The sequence below is a fragment of the Flavobacterium sp. GW823-FHT04A11 genome (assembly GCF_058796535.1).
Window position 1 is genome coordinate 2,907,027 of sequence record NZ_CM179503.1, and the last position, 17,299, is coordinate 2,924,325.

Sequence of the window (17,299 nt, forward strand, 5' to 3'; positions counted from 1 at the left end):
AATGAAAAAATTTTTCCCAGTATATGTAAGAGTACCGGTGATTTTCTTCATCGTTTTCGGATTGATGGAATATTTTATAGATTCAGGCGACAGAGCTGCTTTTATAAAATATCCGATGGTTTCAGTTTTTCTATTTGTATTTCTTTTCATCCTTATTGCAATTGAAATTACATTAAGTGCTGTAAATCGCATCATGTATCAATTGATGTCACCCGAAGAAAGGGCTAAAGAAGATTATGAAAATAGCCTAAGTCTAAAAGAAAGTACCTGGTATAAAGAATTGCTTCATAAACTTACCAAAACTCAGCCTATTGAGAATGAAAGTGCTTTATTAATGGAGCATGATTATGATGGAATTAAAGAACTGGATAACAATTTACCGCCGTGGTGGGTCTATCTCTTTTATGCCTGTATTATTTTTGGAGTAATCTATGTTGCCCGTTACGATGTGTTTGGTGGCGATGATCAGGAAATGGAGCTTAAAAAAGAAATGGCTCAGGCCAAAATCGACGTTGATGAATACCTTAAAACAGCACCGGATTTAATGGATGAAAAAACAGTTGTTTTACTTACTGATAAAGAAAATTTAGAGATTGGAAAAGAAATTTTCACCACCAATTGTGCTGCTTGTCACCGTGCTGATGGAGGAGGACAAATTGGACCAAATTTAACTGATGATCACTGGATTTTAGGTGGTGGAATTAAAAATCTGTTTCATACGATAACAAACGGAGGTCGTGACGGTAAAGGAATGATTGCCTGGAAAGGAACTTTAAAACCTAAGGAAATTCAAAAAGTAGCGAGTTATATTTTGTCTTTGCAGGGAAGTAATCCAAAAGATCCAAAAGCACCGGATGGTGAAATTTGGGTAGATGACAGTGGGCCGCATCCTGACATCGCAAACGGAAAACCAGCTGATAGTACAGAAGTTAAAAAATAATAAAAACAATCATGTCAAATTTACCAGACGAAGCATTTAGAGATACCATTGGAACTATTGATGAAGGTGGTAAAAGGAAATATATTTTCCCTAAAAAACCGTCTGGTAGATTCTATGATTACCGAAAATGGGTTAGTTATGTCTTATTGGCCATATTAGTCGCTAATCCATTTATAAAAGTAAACGGAAACCAATTTATGATGTTCAATATTTTAGAACGTCGTTTTAATATTTTTGGCTTTCCATTCTGGCCTCAGGATTTTTATCTTTTTGTAATTTCAATGCTTGTAGGTATTGTTTTTATAATATTGTTTACAGTAGTTTTTGGAAGAATATTTTGTGGCTGGATTTGTCCGCAGACTATTTTTCTTGAAATGGTTTTTCGCAGAATCGAATACTGGATCGACGGCGATCGCGGAGCACAGTTGCGTTTATCAAGACAAGAATGGAATGCGGAGAAAATTCGCAAAAGAGTCATTAAATGGATTATATTTTTCCTGATTTCTTTTGGTATTGCCAATGTTTTCCTTGCTTATCTGGTAGGAAGCGATACTTTGTTTTTAATGATTGAACAAGGACCAATTCAGCAGGCGAGTAATTTTATCGCATTGCTTATTTTTACAGCTGTTTTTTATTTTGTTTTTGTCTGGTTTCGTGAGCAGGTTTGTATAATTGCTTGTCCGTACGGTCGATTGCAAGGTGTACTTTTAGACAATAAATCAATAAATGTAGCGTATGATTTTGTTCGTGGCGAAAAAGAAGAAGGACGCGCCAAGTTCAATAAAAAAGAAGACAGAGCTACAACCGGAAAAGGAGATTGTATTGATTGTCATCAATGTGTTCATGTTTGCCCAATGGGAATTGACATTAGAAACGGTACCCAATTAGAATGTACAAATTGCACGGCCTGTATCGATGAATGCGATTCTATAATGGATTCTGTTGGTTTGCCCAAAGGTCTTATTCGTTATGCATCTGAAGATGAAATTGCAAAAAAAGAGCCTTTTAAGTTTACTGCAAGAATGAAAGGCTACACGGCAATTTTATTGATTTTATTAAGTGTTTTTGTTGGAATGCTTTTTTTAAGAGCAGATGTTCAGGCAATTATTTTGCGCTTGCCAGGACAGCTTTTTCAGCATAAAGGAGATAAAATCAGTAATGTCTACACCTACAAGATCGTAAATAAAACAATGAAAGATTATAATGATATTCATTTCGAATTGATTGATCAAAAAGGAGATATTAAAAATGTTGGAAAAGAACATTTTAAAATTATAAAAGAAGGCATTTCGCAAGGAACACTTTTTATAGAAATAGATCAGGCAATTTTAGAAAGTGATAAAACCAAAGTTAAAATTGGTGTTTATAACGGTAAAGATTTGCTTGAAACTACCACAACAAACTTTTTAGGACCACGAAGTTTTAATTAAAAAATAAATACCATGAAAATCAGAATCAATTGGGGAACCGGAATCGTAATAGCATTTGGGTTATTTATGACCTTTATTTTATACTTTGTTTTTGAAGTACAATCCAACAGTAAATATGATAACGATTTGGTCGTAGAGGAATATTACAAGCATGATTCGCATTTTGAGGAAGAAATGGCACGTATTCAAAATGCACATGATTTACAACAAAAACCAACAATTGAATATAAAGCTGAAGGAGTAAAAATAGTTTTTCCTCTAAAATTTGAGAGTGATAAATTACAAGGAAACGTTTTACTATACAGACCATCAAACAAGAAATTTGATTTTAATACTCCAATTGCTTTGAAAAATTCTACCTTGATAATTCCGAAAACTAAATTAATAAAAGGACGCTGGGATGTCAGTATGGAATGGCAGTATGATGGTAAAAAATACTTATCAAAAGAAGTTGTTTACGTAAATTAATAAAGTACAAAATGTTGTATTCTGCTTTTATATTTGGCTTAATCAGTAGTTTTCATTGTATTGGAATGTGCGGGCCAATTGCCATGATGTTACCTGTGGATCATAACAATCAAGTAAAAAAAACTACACAAATTATTACGTATCATACTGGCCGTTTAACCGCATACGCAACAATCGGATTAATTTTTGGATTATTAGGGAGAGGTTTTTTTCTGGCCGGATTACAGCAAAAAATGTCAATAGTCATTGGTTTATTTATGATCATTGTCGTTTTGATTCCGGAAAAAGTATTTTCAAAATACAATTTTTCAAAACCGGTTTATAAGCTTATTTCAAAAATCAAATCTGATTTAGGAAGCCATTTTAAAAACAAAAGTTATAAATCACTTTTTATAATCGGATTGTTAAATGGTTTTTTACCCTGCGGAATGGTCTATGTAGCTTTATTTGGAGCCATTGCCATGCAAAGTGCCAGCCTTGGAGTTCTGTATATGGTCTTATTCGGATTAGGAACTGTTCCTTTGATGACAGCTGTTGTCTATTTACATTCATTACTTAAGCTGTCTTTTAGAAATAAGATTCAAAAAGCAATTCCTTATGTTGCGGTAATTATTGGGGTTTTATTTATTCTGAGAGGTTTGGGCCTTGGAATTCCTTATTTATCACCTTCAAATATGAGTTTGTTTGTTCAGGAAGTTCCTAATTGCCATTAAACCGTCATCGAAAACAAACTTGTTTCTGGAGATTTTCTTTTTAAATGTAAATCAAAAGCCATACAAATATTGCGTACAAAAGGTTTTCCTGCTTCTGTAATCGTAATTTTATTTTCTTCAATTACAATTAAATTATCCTTTTCTATTTCTTTTAAATCTGATATAACATTTCCAAGTTCTTTAAAATAAAGGTCTTCATTAGTCCAGGAAGTTTCAAATTCACATGTTAGATTTAGAATATGTTTTCGAATAATTAAATCCTCATCATCAAGGATATGACCTTTTACCACTGGCAATTTATCCCATTCCAGTAATTGATAATAATCTTCTAGGTTCTTTGTGTTTTGTGCAAAACTGTACCAGCTATCGCCAATAGAAGAAACACCTAAACCAATCATCAATTGTGTTTTTGAAGCACTGTAACCCATAAAATTTCTATGAAGTTTTTTGTTTTGAGATGCTTTATGTAAACTATCTGATTGTAAAGCAAAATGATCCATTCCAATTTCGTCGTAACCATTTTTAGAAAGCAATTGTTTGCCTATTTCGTATAGCTTTCTTTTTTCGGCATCTTTTGGAAGATTCTCTTCATTAAATCCACGCTGACCATTTCCTTTTATCCACGGCACATGTGCATAACTATAAAATGCCAAACGATCCGGTTTTAGAGAATTTGTTTTTTCTACTGTATCTACAACATCATCAATGGTTTGAAATGGTAATCCAAATATGATGTCGTGGCCAATAGAAGTATAGCCAATTTCTTTTGCCCAGAAAGTTACTTTCGCAACATTATGAAAAGGCTGAATGCGATGAATTGCTTTTTGTACTTTTTCGGCATAATCCTGAACGCCAAAACTCACTCGGCGAAAGCCTAAATCATATAATTTTTTAAGCTGTTCGTAAGTAGTATTATTTGGATGTCCTTCAAAACTAAATTCATAATTGGCTGCTTTATTGGCAAAACCCAAAAGACCATTTATAAGGTGCTCTAAATTGTTTGTCGAGAAAAATGTTGGGGTTCCTCCACCTAAATGTATTTCTTTTATCGAAGGTTTTTCTGGAAGTAATTTGCAATACAAACTCCATTCTTTTAGTAATGCTTTGATGTATGTTTCTTCAACAGAATGGTTTTTTGTGATACGTTTGTTGCAACCGCAAAAAGTACACATGCTTTCGCAAAAAGGCAAGTGAATATAAAGGCTGATTCCGTTTTGTGAGTTGCTTTCTGAAAATGCTTTCTGAAAAGATTGTATCCATTTTTCCTCATTAAAACCAGCTTCGTTCCAGTACGGAACAGTTGGATAACTGGTGTATCTAGGACCCGGAACATTATATTTTTGAATCAGTGAAATTTTCATAAGAGTGCATTTTTGGATTATCAAAGTTAGCATGCACAATAAAGACATAAAATGATAAATGTCATATAACTGCATAAAAAAAGAGACTCAAAATGAGCCTCTTTTAACTGAATTAAATAACTAACACTAAATAGAATCCTGAATGATTTTAAGCCATTTTTTTGCAAACATATGATCTTGATAAGCACTTATTTGCTTAATTCTGTCGTCGTCAAAATCATAGAATGGAATCGTAATTTTTTTAGAAGTTTCTCTTTCCTGAAATTCAAAATCGATCTTTAAGATTGTATCTGAATTTCCGTCAGTAGTGGAAACTAATTTGCAGGAAGAAACCGTTTTTAAATCGACAAACGTTGATTCCTGTTGGTTGGGATTGAAATTCATTAAAATGAATTTTCTGTTTTTATGATCAATCGTAAGCGTTTTATTGCTTTGAGATTCTGTCAAATCAAAATCTTCAGGATTTACCGGATTGAACTTCTTTTTGATATTTAAAATTTTTGTTTTGTTTGCAGCGCTTGTTCTTGCAGAAAAATATATGGGAATGGCTACTATGATCGCAATCACAATACCAATTATAGTTACACTTGTATCCATTTTTGTTTTATTGAATTAAATTATATGAAATAGTAAACAGTTTTCATCTCGAAAACAGTTTAAGCAGCGCTAAGGAAAAATCCTCGCGTTAAAGTTTCATGAATTTAATTACCAGAAATAATGGAAAGGGTAGAGCAAAACAGCTATTTTACTGCTTTGATTAAGGAATTGATTTGCAAAATTTGAAGTCGATTTTATAACCTGATGACCTGGAATTGTCATCAATAAAGAATCAAACCATTTAACTAAGTTTGGATGGCTTATTTTTACGTTTGCAGCAAATTGATAACTTGCTTGTGGTTGTATAAATTCTGATGTATCAACGTAATCATTTGAAAAATTGGTATCTGATTTTTCGCTTTTTTCACTTTCACTTTTTTGTATAGTGACCTGATTCGCCTGAACAGCAAAAAAAGTCATGATCAAAAGTGATACGAAAATAATCGTTTTACGAATCCAATTCATGGTGGCGAAATTAGTTCATAAAATACAATTAATGAAATTTTAAAGGCTAATTAATGTTAAAAGAAGACATAATATCCCCAACAGTTTATTATGGTTGGGGATAATTATTTTATTGTTGCATTTTGAAATAATAATCAGCAGAATGTTTACCGCCTCCATAAAACAAAAAGAAAATACAAAGTAATAATACCACGACTGCTAAAATTAAGCTTTCAGAGTGCATATATCCCATAGAATTAACGAGTACGGCTCCAAATAAAACAGGCAATTGAGCGGCTATTGCCCAACGGGTCAGCAATCCAAAAACAATCATAATTCCGCCAATCATATGGGCTGGTGCGATGTAATGCAAAAGGAACATTCCGCCTCCAAAACGATCAATGGGAGAAATTAAATCATGTAAATACTGAACATTCGTTACAAATGAAATTCCTTTCATAAATAAAAAAACACCCAATACAATACGTACTAAATCTACTGGCAAATAAGTGTGCGAATTAGCCCATTTATTCCAACTTTTTACATTTTCCATGATACTACGTGATTAAAAATTATAGACTAAGTTACTAATTTTTAATGAGATAGATATTTTTAAGTCTTAAAAAATAAGTTTTACATTATTTTTTTAACTCATTTTTAGAAATCATGAAAAACTAGACCTGAATAACGCCTAAATTAAATGGTTTTTGAATAGGCGCGTGGTTCGCAGCTTCAATTCCCATAGAAATCCAGGTACGTGTATCTAACGGATCAATAATAGCATCTGTCCATAATCTTGACGCAGCATAATACGGCGAAGTCTGTTCGTCATAACGCGCTTTTATTTTGTTGAATAATTCGGTTTCTTTTGCTTCGTCGACAATTTCTCCTTTCGCTTTAAGCGAAGAAGCTTCAATTTGAGCCAATACTTTTGCGGCCTGAGTTCCGCCCATAACGGCAAGTTCTGCACTTGGCCACGCAAAAATTAATCTTGGATCATACGCTTTTCCGCACATGGCATAATTTCCTGCTCCGTATGAATTTCCAACAATCACTGTAAACTTTGGCACAACAGAATTACTGACAGCATTTACCATTTTAGCACCGTCTTTAATGATTCCTCCATGTTCAGATTTTGATCCTACCATGAAACCGGTAACATCCTGCAAAAATACTAGTGGAATTTTCTTCTGATTACAATTCGCAATAAAACGGGTTGCTTTGTCAGCACTATCAGAATAAATTACACCGCCAAACTGCATTTCACCTTTCTTGGTTTTTACCACTTTTCTTTGGTTGGCCACAATTCCCACAGCCCAGCCATCGATTCTCGCATAACCGGTAATAATCGTTTGACCGTAACCGTCTTTATAAGGTTCAAATTCAGAATTATCGACCAACCGGTTGATAATTTCCATCATATCATATTGCTCGTTTCTTGCTTTTGGCAGAATTCCATAAATAGCTGCCGGGTCAAGAGCAGGTTTTTCAGTTTTGATTCGGCTATAACCGGCTTTATCAAAGTCGCCAATTTTATCTACGATATTTTTTATTCTATCCAAAGCATCTTTATCATCTTTAGCCTTATAATCTGTCACACCAGAAATTTCGCAATGCGTTGTTGCTCCGCCTAGAGTTTCATTGTCAATAGTTTCACCAATTGCAGCTTTTACCAGATAACTTCCGGCAAGGAAAATACTTCCGGTTTTGTCTACAATTAAAGCTTCGTCGCTCATAATAGGTAAATAAGCACCTCCGGCAACACAACTTCCCATTACGGCAGCAATTTGAGTAATTCCCATGCTGCTCATTTGGGCATTATTTCTAAAGATTCGGCCAAAATGCTCTTTATCAGGAAAAATTTCATCCTGAAGCGGTAAATAGACTCCCGCACTATCTACTAAATAGATAATAGGCAATCTGTTTTCCATGGCAATTTCCTGCGCACGCAAATTCTTTTTTCCGGTAATAGGAAACCAGGCACCGGCTTTTACAGTCGCATCATTGGCAACGACGATGCATTGTTTTCCTCTAATATATCCTATTTTTACAACAACTCCGCCAGAAGGACAGCCGCCGTGTTCAGCATACATTCCGTCTCCGGCAAATCCGCCAATTTCTATGTTTTTTGAATTTTCATCTAATAAATAAGCAATACGCTCACGCGCCGTCATTTTGCCTTCGGCATGAAGTTTTTCAATACGTTTTTCGCCTCCGCCCAATTTTACTTTGGCAAATCTTTGTTTTAAATCAGAAAGTAATAGTTTATTGTGATCTTCGTTTTTATTGAAGTTTAAATCCATAAGATATTGTGGTTTTTACAAAATAGTGTTGGCTAATTTACAAAATCAATTGAAATAAACAGGATTCCTGATTTTATAAATAGCATTTTTTTTAATCATTTCCTGATTATTACCCAATCAGGTTAATTCTTACCAAGTCATTTTTTTTGCCTTAATTTGTTGTTTCATACTAATTAGTATTTTTTATGTCTAAAGCAGCAAATACAAGACTTACAATTCTTAATAAGGCATTTGAATTAATTTATTCTAAAGGATATCAAACCACAAGTATTGACGATATCATTGCTACAACTCAGGTTACAAAAGGCGCTTTCTATTATCATTTTAAAACTAAAGATGAAATGGGAATTGCCATTATCGAAGAGATTTTGAAACCTGTAATGCTTGAAAATTTTATAAAACCAATAGAAAATTCAGTAAATCCAATTGAAGATTTATATAATATGATTTCTTATTTACTGTTGGAAGATCCTTTTTTACAGGTAAAATATGGATGTCCCGTTGGGAATCTTACGCAGGAAATGGCACCTTGGAATAATCAGTTTAGTAAAGTATTGACTGAATTGGTTGATCAATGGAAAAATACAATTGTAAATATTGTTGCAAATGCTCAAAAATCAGGATTAATAAGGAAAGATGTTGATGGAAGTCAAGTTGCTTTTTTTATAATGTCCGGTTATTGGGGAGTGCGGAATTTCGGAAAACTTCAGGATAATAATTCGTCTTATATTCTTTATTTAAAGGAGTTTAGAAATTATTTAAACAGTTTAAAATAAATTCAATTTCAAAAACATACTAATTAGTATGTTTTTGAATATATTTGCATTGTCTAAATCAAAAAACAATGTATCAAACTCTTTTAAGTAGCCATTCGTTTATAAGATGGCTTGTATTAATAAGCTTGTTGTATTCTATTTTCAGAGCTTATAAAGGTTATTCTTCAAAATTAGTATTTACCAAAACAGACAATTCAATTCGGCATTGGACGGCGACAATCGCGCACATTCAATTAATTTTTGGAATTTTAATTTATGTACAAAGCCCGATTGTAAAGTATTTATGGAAGAATTTCAATGACGGAATTCTAAATGCTGAAATTGTATTTTTCGGAATCATTCACATTTTGTTGATGTTAGCAGCAATTGTATTCATTACAATTGGTTCGGCTTTAGCCAAAAGAAAAAAAGCGGACAATGATAAGTTTAAAACCATGCTGTTGTGGTTTTCTATTGCTTTACTGATCATTTTTATTGCCATTCCATGGCCTTTTTCACCTCTTGCAAACCGACCTTATATTGGATAATTATGAAACATTTACTTCAGACAAACATTGGAAGATTACGAATTATTGGATTCCTTGAAGGAATATCTTTATTAGTATTATTATTTATTGCAATGCCCTTAAAATATGGTTTTGGTGAACCATTTTTAACGAGAATTATGGGAACTATTCACGGAGCTTTGTTTTTGCTTTTTATTTTTAATACAATAAGCGTAGGCGTAGAGCAGAACTGGAAATTTAAAGACACCACCTGGAAAGTGCTTTTGGCTTGTATAATTCCGTTTGGGACTTTTTATATTGATGCCAAAATTTTAAGCAAAATAAAAATCATATCTTAAGAATAAAATCACTTCAAATTATGGTTTTAGTATTTAAAACAAATGTAAATTCTTCTTCGAAAGTAAAAAGGGTTGCGCCAAAATTGAATAAATTATTTCCAAATTCTAAGTGGAATTTTGATCTTGAAGATTGTGATCGTATTTTAAGATTTGAATCTGATTATGATATTAAAAAAGAGATCATTATTTTAATGAGAATCTTAGGTTTTGAATGTGAAGCTTTGTAAATATTCTTTTTGTAGTCGCAAACAAGCATAAAAAAAAACAGAAGCAAATAACTTCTGTTTTTTTATATATTTTATTGATTCGATTTATTTTTTAGAATCGCAAACCATTCTTTTTAAAATTGCCCATTGTTTCAAAGCATCACGAGCTTCAACGGCAGGATATCCTAACATGGTTTTTCCGGCAGCAACATCTCCGGTAACACCTGATCCTGCGCCAACAATAGCACCGTCGCCAATTGTGGTGTGATCTTTTATCGAAGCGCTTCCGCCAATGATAACTCCGTTTCCTAAAGTTACAGATCCGGCCAAACCGCTATTTCCGGCCATAATACAAAATTTACCTAATTTACTATTATGCCCAATTTGAACTAAATTATCAATTTTACAACCGTCTCCTAAAACAGTTGAACTGAATTTTCCACGATCTACACATGAATTTGCTCCAATTTCAACTCCGTTTCCTATGATTACATTTCCAATTTGTGGAATTTTTACTAAGCCTTTTTCACTACAAGGACGAAATCCAAAACCATCTGCACCAATTGTCGCATTTGGGTGAATGATACATTCATGACCAATATGACAACGCTCGCGAATTACGGTTCCTGACCAGATAATAGTGTTTTTACCAATAGTACATTCGTCCAAAATGGTAACATTTGGATAGATTGTAGTATTATCTCCAATTTCTACTTTTGGACCAATATAACAACCTGCGCCAATTCGAACATTTTCACCTAAAACAGCTGTTTCATCAACTGTTGCTGTTTTGTGAATATTGTTGTGAAATATAGGTGTAGGAGGGGCAAAAAGGGCTAAGATTTGAGACATCGCCAAATCAGCATTCTTTACTTTTATAAAAGCACGATTATCTCCTGGTTCAATTGAAATGTCTTCGTTAACAACTGCAATTGAGGCTTTTGAAGCTTCCCAGTATTTTTCATATTTTTTATTTCCTATAAAAGAAATTTCTGAAGTTGTGGCTTTTTCTAATTGCTCGGTCGCTGTAATGCATTGTGAAGTTGTGCCGTAAATTACACCATTAATTACTTCATTAATTTCTTGAATTGAATAGGATTTCATCGAATGAATTTAATAGATTTTGGGGTTATTTTTTGCCAAATAAAATCAATTAGATTTGAATTACCTAATCTTATTTCGAAGTTTTTTAAATTCTTTTTTAAATAATAGTTTATATATTACAAAATTAACATAAATTATATTAAATTATTGGTATATTTTTAATTTGGCTTGTTTTATTTAATGAGAAATTTAGCTCTAAAAGCTAATAAACAGTTCGAGTTATAATTTTTTAAAAAAGAGAATGATGTCGTTAATAAGCTGACTGTCATTTGTGTATAAGATAAGTATTGAACTGTTTAAAATGCCTGACATATATTTACTTCGTTTTTATCTTATTAAAAGATTTACAGTATCATCAGTCTTTGATTTTCCAAATGGAATTTTTATATTAAATAGCGAAGGAAGCTGATCAGAAGTTTTAGTTAAAAAAATGAATATTTAATAATTCTCAAAATTCATTTTAAATTTATAGGATAATTCTTTAGTGCAGGTTTTTTATTGAAGTAGGAAATAAATATTTTTTTATCCTTAAAGCTTATCATTTAGCTATTTAAGAAATTAATAGAATTAAAAAAGCGACTCACTTTTTAATAAAAGAGAGTCGCTTTAAAAGTTGAGCAAAGTTTATTTACTCTTTTATTTTAGAAAGAGAAACGGCATTAATGCAATAACGTAAACCACTTGGTTCAGGTCCGTCAGGAAAAACGTGTCCTAAATGCGCATCACAAGTATTGCAAACGACCTCAACACGAATCATTCCGTATGATTTGTCAGCATGATATGCAATTGCATTTTCCTTGATTGGCTGTGTAAAAGAAGGCCAACCGGTTCCTGATTCAAATTTTTCGCTTGCATCAAAAAGTACGGTTCCACAGCATTTACATTCGTAAATTCCCGGATCAAATAAGCTGCAAAGCTCAGAGCTGAATGATCTTTCGGTACCTTTTAAACGCGTAACCTGATATTCTTCAGCACTTAAAAGCTGTTTCCATTCTTCTTCGGTTTTCTCCACTCTTTTTTCCAGAGTTGGATTTCCATTATTTGAATAACGAATTATATCTGCCCATTTAATCATAGCTTTTTTTATTTAGTTTTTAGTCTCAGTTTTTTCAGTCTCAGTCTCAGTATTCAGTTACAGATTCTAACTGAAAACTGCGACTGAAAACTGAAAACTAAAAAAATTATTCTTCCTCTTTTTGTCCCATCATCATTAAGAAAGCTTTTAGGAACGGATCGATATTTCCGTTCATAACGCCATCGACATCGCTGGTTTCATAACCGGTACGAACGTCTTTTACTAATTTGTAAGGCTGCATGACGTAATTACGTATTTGCGAACCCCATTCGATTTTCATTTTTCCGGCTTCGATATCAGCACGTTGCGCTTGTTGTTTCTTCAACTCGATTTCATACAATTGAGAACGTAACATTTGCATGGCACGCTGTCTGTTATCTTGTTGAGATCTCGTTTCAGAACACTGAATCTGGATTCCGGTTGGTTTGTGGACCAATTGTACTTTCGTCTCCACCTTATTTACGTTTTGTCCACCGGCACCACTTGAGCGTGAAGTTGTAATTTCGATATCGGCAGGATTAATGTCAATTTCGATACTATCGTCAACAAGCGGATAAACATAAACAGATACGAATGAAGTGTGTCGTTTGGCATTGCTGTCAAAAGGAGAGATTCGAACAAGACGATGTACGCCGTTTTCTCCTTTTAAATATCCAAAAGAATAATCTCCTTCAAATTCTAAAGTTACGGTTTTAATACCGGCAACCTCGCCTTCCTGAAAGTTAAGTTCTTTTATTTTATAACCATAACTTTCACCCCACATCATGTACATACGCATCAGCATTCCGGCCCAGTCGCAACTTTCAGTTCCACCGGCTCCGGCAGTAATCTGAACAACGGCGCTTAAACTGTCGCCTTCATCAGAAAGCATGTTTTTGAATTCGATGTTTTCGATATGATCCTGCGTTGTTTTGTAATGCTCGTCTAATTCTTCTGCGGAAAGTTCCCCTTCTTTATAAAAATCATAAGCAAGCTGCAGTTCATCCGTAAGTTCGATGGCTTTGTTATAATCTTCGATCCATTTTTTCTTGTTTCGAAGGTTTTTTACAATGACTTCGGCTTCTTTTGCATTGTTCCAAAAGTTGGGTGCGAAGGTTTTTTCTTCTTCGTTAGCGATTTCGATTAGTTTGGCATCGACGTCAAAGATACCTCCTCAACGCACCAAGGCGCTCCACAATACCTTTTATTTGTTCGGTAGTTGTCATAAATTAATATTAGTTTTATATGTTTTTTATAAATATTACGTTAATTTGGTTCTGGGATATTCACAAGTTAAAATTTACTAAAACTTGCCAAGAATAACTCTAAGGAATACGTAATTTTGTTATACAAAAATAGATATAGTTTTTAGAACATGGAAATAAATTTAATTAGCGATACCATTACTAAACCAACATACGAAATGTTGCAGTATATGTTTAACGCTCAGGTTGGCGACGATGTATACAAGCAAGATCCTACAGTTATCGAATTAGAGACCAGAGTGGCTGAGTTTTTTGGTATGGAAGCAGGACTTTTTTTTCCGTCAGGAACTATGGCAAATCAAACTGCAATTAAATTACACACACAACCAGGTGAACAATTAATTGCCGATAAATATGCGCATGTTTATCATTATGAAGGAGGAGGGGTTTCTTTTAACAGCGGTGTTTCCTGCTGTTTATTAGACGGACATCGTGGTATGATTACGGCGGCTCAGGTTGCAGCAGCAATCAATGATCCTGAATTTTATCATAGTCCGTTAACGAGTTTGGTTTGTGTAGAAAATACCACTAATAAAGGCGGTGGAGCTTGTTATGAATTAGAAGATTTAAGAGAAATAAAAAAAGTTTGCGACGCTAATAATTTGAAGTTCCATTTAGACGGAGCCAGAATTTGGAATGCATTGGTTGCAAAAAGACAAAATCCGAAAGAATTTGGAGCTATTTTCGACACAATTTCGGTTTGTTTGTCGAAAGGATTAGGAGCGCCAATTGGTTCTGTATTGTTAGGAAGTAAGGCAGATATTCACAGAGCGTTGAGAATCAGAAAGATATTTGGTGGGGGAATGCGTCAGGTTGGTTATTTGGCAGCAGCCGGATTATATGCATTGGCAAATAATATCGAAAGATTAGCAGAAGATCACCGCAGAGCCAAAGAAATTGCAGCTGTTTTAAGCACAAAACCATGGATTGCAGAAATAGAACCCGTAGAAACGAATATTTTGATTTTTTCTCTTGCAGAAGGTTATAGCGATAAACTTTTAATGGAAAAATTAAAACAAAAAAACATCTCCATAAGTTCCATGGGACATAATAAACTTAGAATTGTAACACATCTGGATTATAGAGAAGTAATGCACACGTATGTTATTGAAACGCTTCAGAAGTTTTAGGAGAAAGGTTCAAAGGGGCAAAGGTTCAGAGGGACAAAGGTTAATAAAAAAGACGCACAATTTGTGCGTCTTTTTTATTTTAAGTTTACAAAATCAAAAACCTTTGAACCTTAGTACCTTTAAAAAATTATTTAAACAAATTATCCATTCCTGGAATCATTGGCATATCCATTTTTGCCACAGCATCAAGTTCTTGTTCATTGACGCTTGTTGCTTTTTCGATTGCTTTATTTAGGGTTACGATTAAGTAATCTTCCAGTTGTTCTTTATCTTCCAGTAAAGAATCGTCGATCGAGATAGATTTTACTTTTCTGTTAGCCGTTAATGATACTTTTAATAATCCGTCAGCACTTTGCTCATCAATTAAAACAGTATCCAGACGCTTTTTTGTATCTTCAATTTTTTGTTGGGTTTCTTTAAGTTTACCCATCATTCCCATTAAATCCATTTTTGTTGATTTTTAAATTATTTCATACAAATTTAGTATATTGCTGTATTATATCAAATAGAATATTTTATGAAAAAATTAATTCTGTTCTATTGTGTTTATAGTATTTTTGCCTCGTCTTATATAAAAATTAATGCCCAACCAATGCAAAACGACATATCGGCTCCACAGGCCAAAGTAATTCCCAAAACACTAAAAAAGCATAAAGAATCCCGAATCGATAATTATTTTTGGTTGAATGACAGAGAAAATCCAGAAGTTATTGATTACTTAAATCAGGAAAACGCATACTACCAAAGTATGACTTCGCATACAAAAGGCCTTCAGGAATCTTTATACGAAGAAATGAAAGGCAGAATTAAAGAAGATGATTCGTCTGTTCCTTATTTTTATAATGGTTACTACTATATTACACGTTTTGAAACCGGGCAGAATTATCCCATTTTCTCCAGAAAAAAAGGAAGCCTTTCGGCGGATGAAGAAATCATGTTCAATTGCAATGAATTAGCAAAAGATCATGCTTATTTTAAATTAGGCGGGTTAAGTATTAGTCCGGATAACAAATTTGCGACTTTTGGAGTTGATATTGTGGGTAGAAGAATTTATACCATTCAGATTAAAAACTTAGAAACCGGAGAAATTCTGCCGGATAAAATTGAAAATGCTACAGGCGGTTCTGTTTGGGCAAATGACAACAATACTATTTTTTATGTCAGACAAGATGAAGTGACTTTACGTTCTGATAAAGTTTTCAGACATAAGTTAAATACGACTTCTGATAAAGATGTTTTGGTTTTTAATGAAACCGATGATACTTTTAATGTTTCGATAAGCAAAGAAAAATCAAGAAAATATATTGTAATTGGTTCAGGAAGTACTTTAACGACTGAATACAGAATTTTGAATTCAGACAATCCTGATGGCGAATTTAAGGTATTTCAAACCCGTGTTCGTGGTTTAGAATATAGTATTTCGCATTATGAAGATTCCTTTTATATCTTAACCAATAAAGATAAGGCAACCAACTTTAAGTTGATGAAAACGCCTGAAAACAAAACGGAAAAGAAATTCTGGAAAGATCTTATTCCGCATCGCGAAGATGTTTTGCTGGAAGATATTGAAATCTTCAAAAATTATTTAGTGGTTGAAGAACGCTCAAACGGATTGAATCATATTCGTATCATGCCGTGGAATGACGATCCTGATTATTATTTGCCTTTTGGAAGTGAAACGTATAATGCGTATACCACAACCAATATTGATTTTGATACCGACATTTTGCGTTACAGTTATCAATCGCTTGCAACGCCATCGTCTGTAATTGATTTTAATATGAAAACTAAAACCAAAGAAATCTTAAAAGAGCAACAGGTTTTAGGAGGAAAATTTGATAAAAATAATTACATCGAAGAAAGAGTTTGGGCAACAGCCAGAGACGGAATTAAGGTTCCAATTTCGATGATTTACCGAAAAGGATTACAGAAAAACGGCAAAAATCCCTTATTGCTTTATGCCTATGGTTCTTATGGGATAACTATGGATACGTATTTTTCTTCGACACGACTTTCTCTGTTAGACCGCGGATTTGTTTACGCCATCGCTCATATTAGAGGAGGAGAAGATTTGGGAAGACAATGGTATGAAGATGGAAAACTGTTAAAAAAGAAAAATACCTTTACAGATTTCATCGATTGCTCTAAATTTGTAATAAACGAGAAATATACTTCTGCTGAACATTTGTATGCAGAAGGAGGATCTGCAGGAGGACTTTTGATGGGAGTAATCGTAAATGAAGCCCCGGAATTATATAAAGGCGTAATTGCCCAGGTGCCTTTTGTAGATGTTATAACAACAATGCTCGACGACAGTATTCCGCTAACAACGGGAGAATATGACGAGTGGGGAAACCCGAATAATAAAAAATATTACGATTATATGCTTTCGTACTCACCATACGATAACGTAAAATCACAGCAATATCCTAATATGTACGTTTCTACAGGACTTCACGATTCGCAAGTTCAATACTGGGAACCAGCAAAATGGGTAGCCAAGTTGAGAAATTTAAAAACAGATAATAATCTTTTGTTCTTAGATACCAACATGGATGCTGGACATGGCGGTGCTTCAGGCCGATTTGAAGCTTTAAAAGACTTAGCAAAAGAATTTAGTTTTTTATTAGATTTAGAAAAAATTAAAAGCTAATTAGAAATTTT

19 protein-coding genes are annotated in these 17,299 nt (G+C 33.5%); 10 read left to right on the top strand and 9 right to left on the bottom strand.

The window, feature by feature from the left end; all coding sequences use genetic code 11:
• Nucleotide 1 precedes the first annotated feature (1 nt).
• The 4 genes from AC3QL1_RS12500 to AC3QL1_RS12515 are packed head-to-tail and all read left to right on the top strand — an operon-like array spanning nt 2 to nt 3,551.
• Nucleotides 2-940, top strand: a complete 939-nt coding sequence (locus AC3QL1_RS12500; RefSeq protein ID WP_492491773.1) for a cbb3-type cytochrome c oxidase N-terminal domain-containing protein — start codon at nt 2-4, stop codon at nt 938-940.
• An 11-nt stretch (nt 941-951) separates the two neighbouring features.
• Nucleotides 952-2,370 (top strand): cytochrome c oxidase accessory protein CcoG, encoded by a 1,419-nt coding sequence (gene ccoG, locus AC3QL1_RS12505; RefSeq protein WP_492491774.1) that lies wholly within the window; start codon nt 952-954, stop codon nt 2,368-2,370.
• Nucleotides 2,371-2,388: 18 nt separating this feature from the next.
• A complete protein-coding gene (locus AC3QL1_RS12510) occupies nt 2,389-2,838 on the top strand; it encodes a FixH family protein (protein ID WP_492497576.1) in 450 nt (149 codons plus the stop codon).
• Nucleotides 2,839-2,849: 11 nt separating this feature from the next.
• Nucleotides 2,850-3,551: a sulfite exporter TauE/SafE family protein gene (locus AC3QL1_RS12515; RefSeq protein WP_492491776.1), complete on the top strand. Its 702-nt coding sequence runs from the start codon at nt 2,850-2,852 to the stop codon at nt 3,549-3,551.
• On the opposite strand, the gene hemN is transcribed toward AC3QL1_RS12515, so the two are convergent.
• The 5 genes from hemN to AC3QL1_RS12540 all read right to left on the bottom strand — a co-directional run bounded on the left by hemN (nt 3,548) and on the right by AC3QL1_RS12540 (nt 8,256).
• The gene (hemN, locus tag AC3QL1_RS12520) at nt 3,548-4,912 is read right to left on the bottom strand and encodes an oxygen-independent coproporphyrinogen III oxidase (protein ID WP_492491778.1); all 1,365 of its coding nucleotides are present in this window, start codon (nt 4,910-4,912) and stop codon (nt 3,548-3,550) included. The two genes, AC3QL1_RS12515 and hemN, sit on opposite strands and share 4 nt — an antisense overlap.
• Nucleotides 4,913-5,038: 126 nt before the next feature.
• A complete protein-coding gene (locus AC3QL1_RS12525; protein WP_492491779.1) occupies nt 5,039-5,509 on the bottom strand; it encodes a hypothetical protein in 471 nt (156 codons plus the stop codon).
• Nucleotides 5,510-5,617: 108 nt separating this feature from the next.
• Nucleotides 5,618-5,974: a hypothetical protein gene (locus AC3QL1_RS12530; protein ID WP_492491780.1), complete on the bottom strand. Its 357-nt coding sequence runs from the start codon at nt 5,972-5,974 to the stop codon at nt 5,618-5,620.
• Between the two features lie 109 nt (nt 5,975-6,083).
• Entirely contained in the window at nt 6,084-6,506 is a 423-nt protein-coding gene (locus tag AC3QL1_RS12535) for a DoxX family protein (protein WP_492491782.1), read from the bottom strand.
• Nucleotides 6,507-6,627: 121 nt separating this feature from the next.
• Nucleotides 6,628-8,256: an acyl-CoA carboxylase subunit beta gene (locus tag AC3QL1_RS12540; protein WP_492491784.1), complete on the bottom strand. Its 1,629-nt coding sequence runs from the start codon at nt 8,254-8,256 to the stop codon at nt 6,628-6,630.
• A 185-nt stretch (nt 8,257-8,441) separates the two neighbouring features.
• On the opposite strand from AC3QL1_RS12540, the gene AC3QL1_RS12545 reads away from it, so the two are divergent.
• The 4 genes from AC3QL1_RS12545 (at nt 8,442) to AC3QL1_RS12560 (ending at nt 10,103) form a co-directional block, all read left to right on the top strand.
• Entirely contained in the window at nt 8,442-9,032 is a 591-nt protein-coding gene (locus tag AC3QL1_RS12545; protein ID WP_492491786.1) for a TetR/AcrR family transcriptional regulator, read from the top strand.
• A gap of 68 nt (nt 9,033-9,100) precedes the next feature.
• Nucleotides 9,101-9,559, top strand: a complete 459-nt coding sequence (locus AC3QL1_RS12550) for a hypothetical protein (protein ID WP_492491787.1) — start codon at nt 9,101-9,103, stop codon at nt 9,557-9,559.
• 2 nt (nt 9,560-9,561) lie between these two features.
• Nucleotides 9,562-9,876 (top strand): DUF3817 domain-containing protein, encoded by a 315-nt coding sequence (locus AC3QL1_RS12555; protein WP_492491788.1) that lies wholly within the window; start codon nt 9,562-9,564, stop codon nt 9,874-9,876.
• A 20-nt stretch (nt 9,877-9,896) separates the two neighbouring features.
• Complete coding sequence (locus AC3QL1_RS12560) at nt 9,897-10,103, top strand: hypothetical protein (RefSeq protein ID WP_492491790.1); 207 nt, start codon at nt 9,897-9,899, stop codon at nt 10,101-10,103.
• 84 nt (nt 10,104-10,187) lie between these two features.
• On the opposite strand, the gene lpxD is transcribed toward AC3QL1_RS12560, so the two are convergent.
• The 3 genes from lpxD to prfB form a co-directional block, all read right to left on the bottom strand.
• Nucleotides 10,188-11,186: a UDP-3-O-(3-hydroxymyristoyl)glucosamine N-acyltransferase gene (gene lpxD, locus AC3QL1_RS12565; RefSeq protein ID WP_492491792.1), complete on the bottom strand. Its 999-nt coding sequence runs from the start codon at nt 11,184-11,186 to the stop codon at nt 10,188-10,190.
• 628 nt (nt 11,187-11,814) lie between these two features.
• Nucleotides 11,815-12,261, bottom strand: a complete 447-nt coding sequence (msrB, locus tag AC3QL1_RS12570; RefSeq protein ID WP_492491794.1) for a peptide-methionine (R)-S-oxide reductase MsrB — start codon at nt 12,259-12,261, stop codon at nt 11,815-11,817.
• A 106-nt stretch (nt 12,262-12,367) separates the two neighbouring features.
• A protein-coding gene (gene prfB / locus AC3QL1_RS12575; RefSeq protein WP_302095445.1) for a peptide chain release factor 2 occupies nt 12,368-13,466 on the bottom strand; the annotation gives its coding sequence in 2 pieces (ribosomal slippage) (nt 12,368-13,402 and nt 13,404-13,466; 1,098 coding nt in all).
• 149 nt (nt 13,467-13,615) lie between these two features.
• On the opposite strand from prfB, the gene AC3QL1_RS12580 reads away from it, so the two are divergent.
• Nucleotides 13,616-14,635: a threonine aldolase family protein gene (locus AC3QL1_RS12580; RefSeq protein WP_492491796.1), complete on the top strand. Its 1,020-nt coding sequence runs from the start codon at nt 13,616-13,618 to the stop codon at nt 14,633-14,635.
• Nucleotides 14,636-14,762: 127 nt separating this feature from the next.
• On the opposite strand, the gene AC3QL1_RS12585 is transcribed toward AC3QL1_RS12580, so the two are convergent.
• Nucleotides 14,763-15,083, bottom strand: coding sequence for a YbaB/EbfC family nucleoid-associated protein (locus tag AC3QL1_RS12585; protein ID WP_492491798.1), 321 nt, complete (start codon nt 15,081-15,083; stop codon nt 14,763-14,765).
• A 69-nt stretch (nt 15,084-15,152) separates the two neighbouring features.
• Between AC3QL1_RS12585 and AC3QL1_RS12590 the strand changes: the two genes are divergently transcribed.
• Complete coding sequence (locus tag AC3QL1_RS12590; protein ID WP_492491799.1) at nt 15,153-17,288, top strand: S9 family peptidase; 2,136 nt, start codon at nt 15,153-15,155, stop codon at nt 17,286-17,288.
• The last annotated feature ends 11 nt before the right edge of the window (nt 17,289-17,299 follow it).

Bases quoted from the DNA above. Each gene is read 5' to 3' on its own strand.
- ccoG (WP_492491774.1), top strand. From the start codon at position 952: ATGTCAAATTTACCAGACGAAGCATTTAGAGATACCATTGGAACTATT.
- AC3QL1_RS12545 (WP_492491786.1), top strand. From the start codon at position 8,442: ATGTCTAAAGCAGCAAATACAAGACTTACAATTCTTAATAAGGCATTT.
- AC3QL1_RS12525 (WP_492491779.1), bottom strand. From the start codon at position 5,509: ATGGATACAAGTGTAACTATAATTGGTATTGTGATTGCGATCATAGTA.
- lpxD (WP_492491792.1), bottom strand. From the start codon at position 11,186: ATGAAATCCTATTCAATTCAAGAAATTAATGAAGTAATTAATGGTGTA.
- AC3QL1_RS12535 (WP_492491782.1), bottom strand. From the start codon at position 6,506: ATGGAAAATGTAAAAAGTTGGAATAAATGGGCTAATTCGCACACTTAT.
- AC3QL1_RS12585 (WP_492491798.1), bottom strand. From the start codon at position 15,083: ATGGATTTAATGGGAATGATGGGTAAACTTAAAGAAACCCAACAAAAA.
- AC3QL1_RS12540 (WP_492491784.1), bottom strand. From the start codon at position 8,256: ATGGATTTAAACTTCAATAAAAACGAAGATCACAATAAACTATTACTT.
- AC3QL1_RS12555 (WP_492491788.1), top strand. From the start codon at position 9,562: ATGAAACATTTACTTCAGACAAACATTGGAAGATTACGAATTATTGGA.
- AC3QL1_RS12590 (WP_492491799.1), top strand. From the start codon at position 15,153: ATGAAAAAATTAATTCTGTTCTATTGTGTTTATAGTATTTTTGCCTCG.
- AC3QL1_RS12500 (WP_492491773.1), top strand. From the start codon at position 2: ATGAAAAAATTTTTCCCAGTATATGTAAGAGTACCGGTGATTTTCTTC.
- AC3QL1_RS12515 (WP_492491776.1), top strand. From the start codon at position 2,850: ATGTTGTATTCTGCTTTTATATTTGGCTTAATCAGTAGTTTTCATTGT.
- hemN (WP_492491778.1), bottom strand. From the start codon at position 4,912: ATGAAAATTTCACTGATTCAAAAATATAATGTTCCGGGTCCTAGATAC.
- AC3QL1_RS12580 (WP_492491796.1), top strand. From the start codon at position 13,616: ATGGAAATAAATTTAATTAGCGATACCATTACTAAACCAACATACGAA.
- AC3QL1_RS12560 (WP_492491790.1), top strand. From the start codon at position 9,897: ATGGTTTTAGTATTTAAAACAAATGTAAATTCTTCTTCGAAAGTAAAA.
- msrB (WP_492491794.1), bottom strand. From the start codon at position 12,261: ATGATTAAATGGGCAGATATAATTCGTTATTCAAATAATGGAAATCCA.
- AC3QL1_RS12550 (WP_492491787.1), top strand. From the start codon at position 9,101: ATGTATCAAACTCTTTTAAGTAGCCATTCGTTTATAAGATGGCTTGTA.
- AC3QL1_RS12530 (WP_492491780.1), bottom strand. From the start codon at position 5,974: ATGAATTGGATTCGTAAAACGATTATTTTCGTATCACTTTTGATCATG.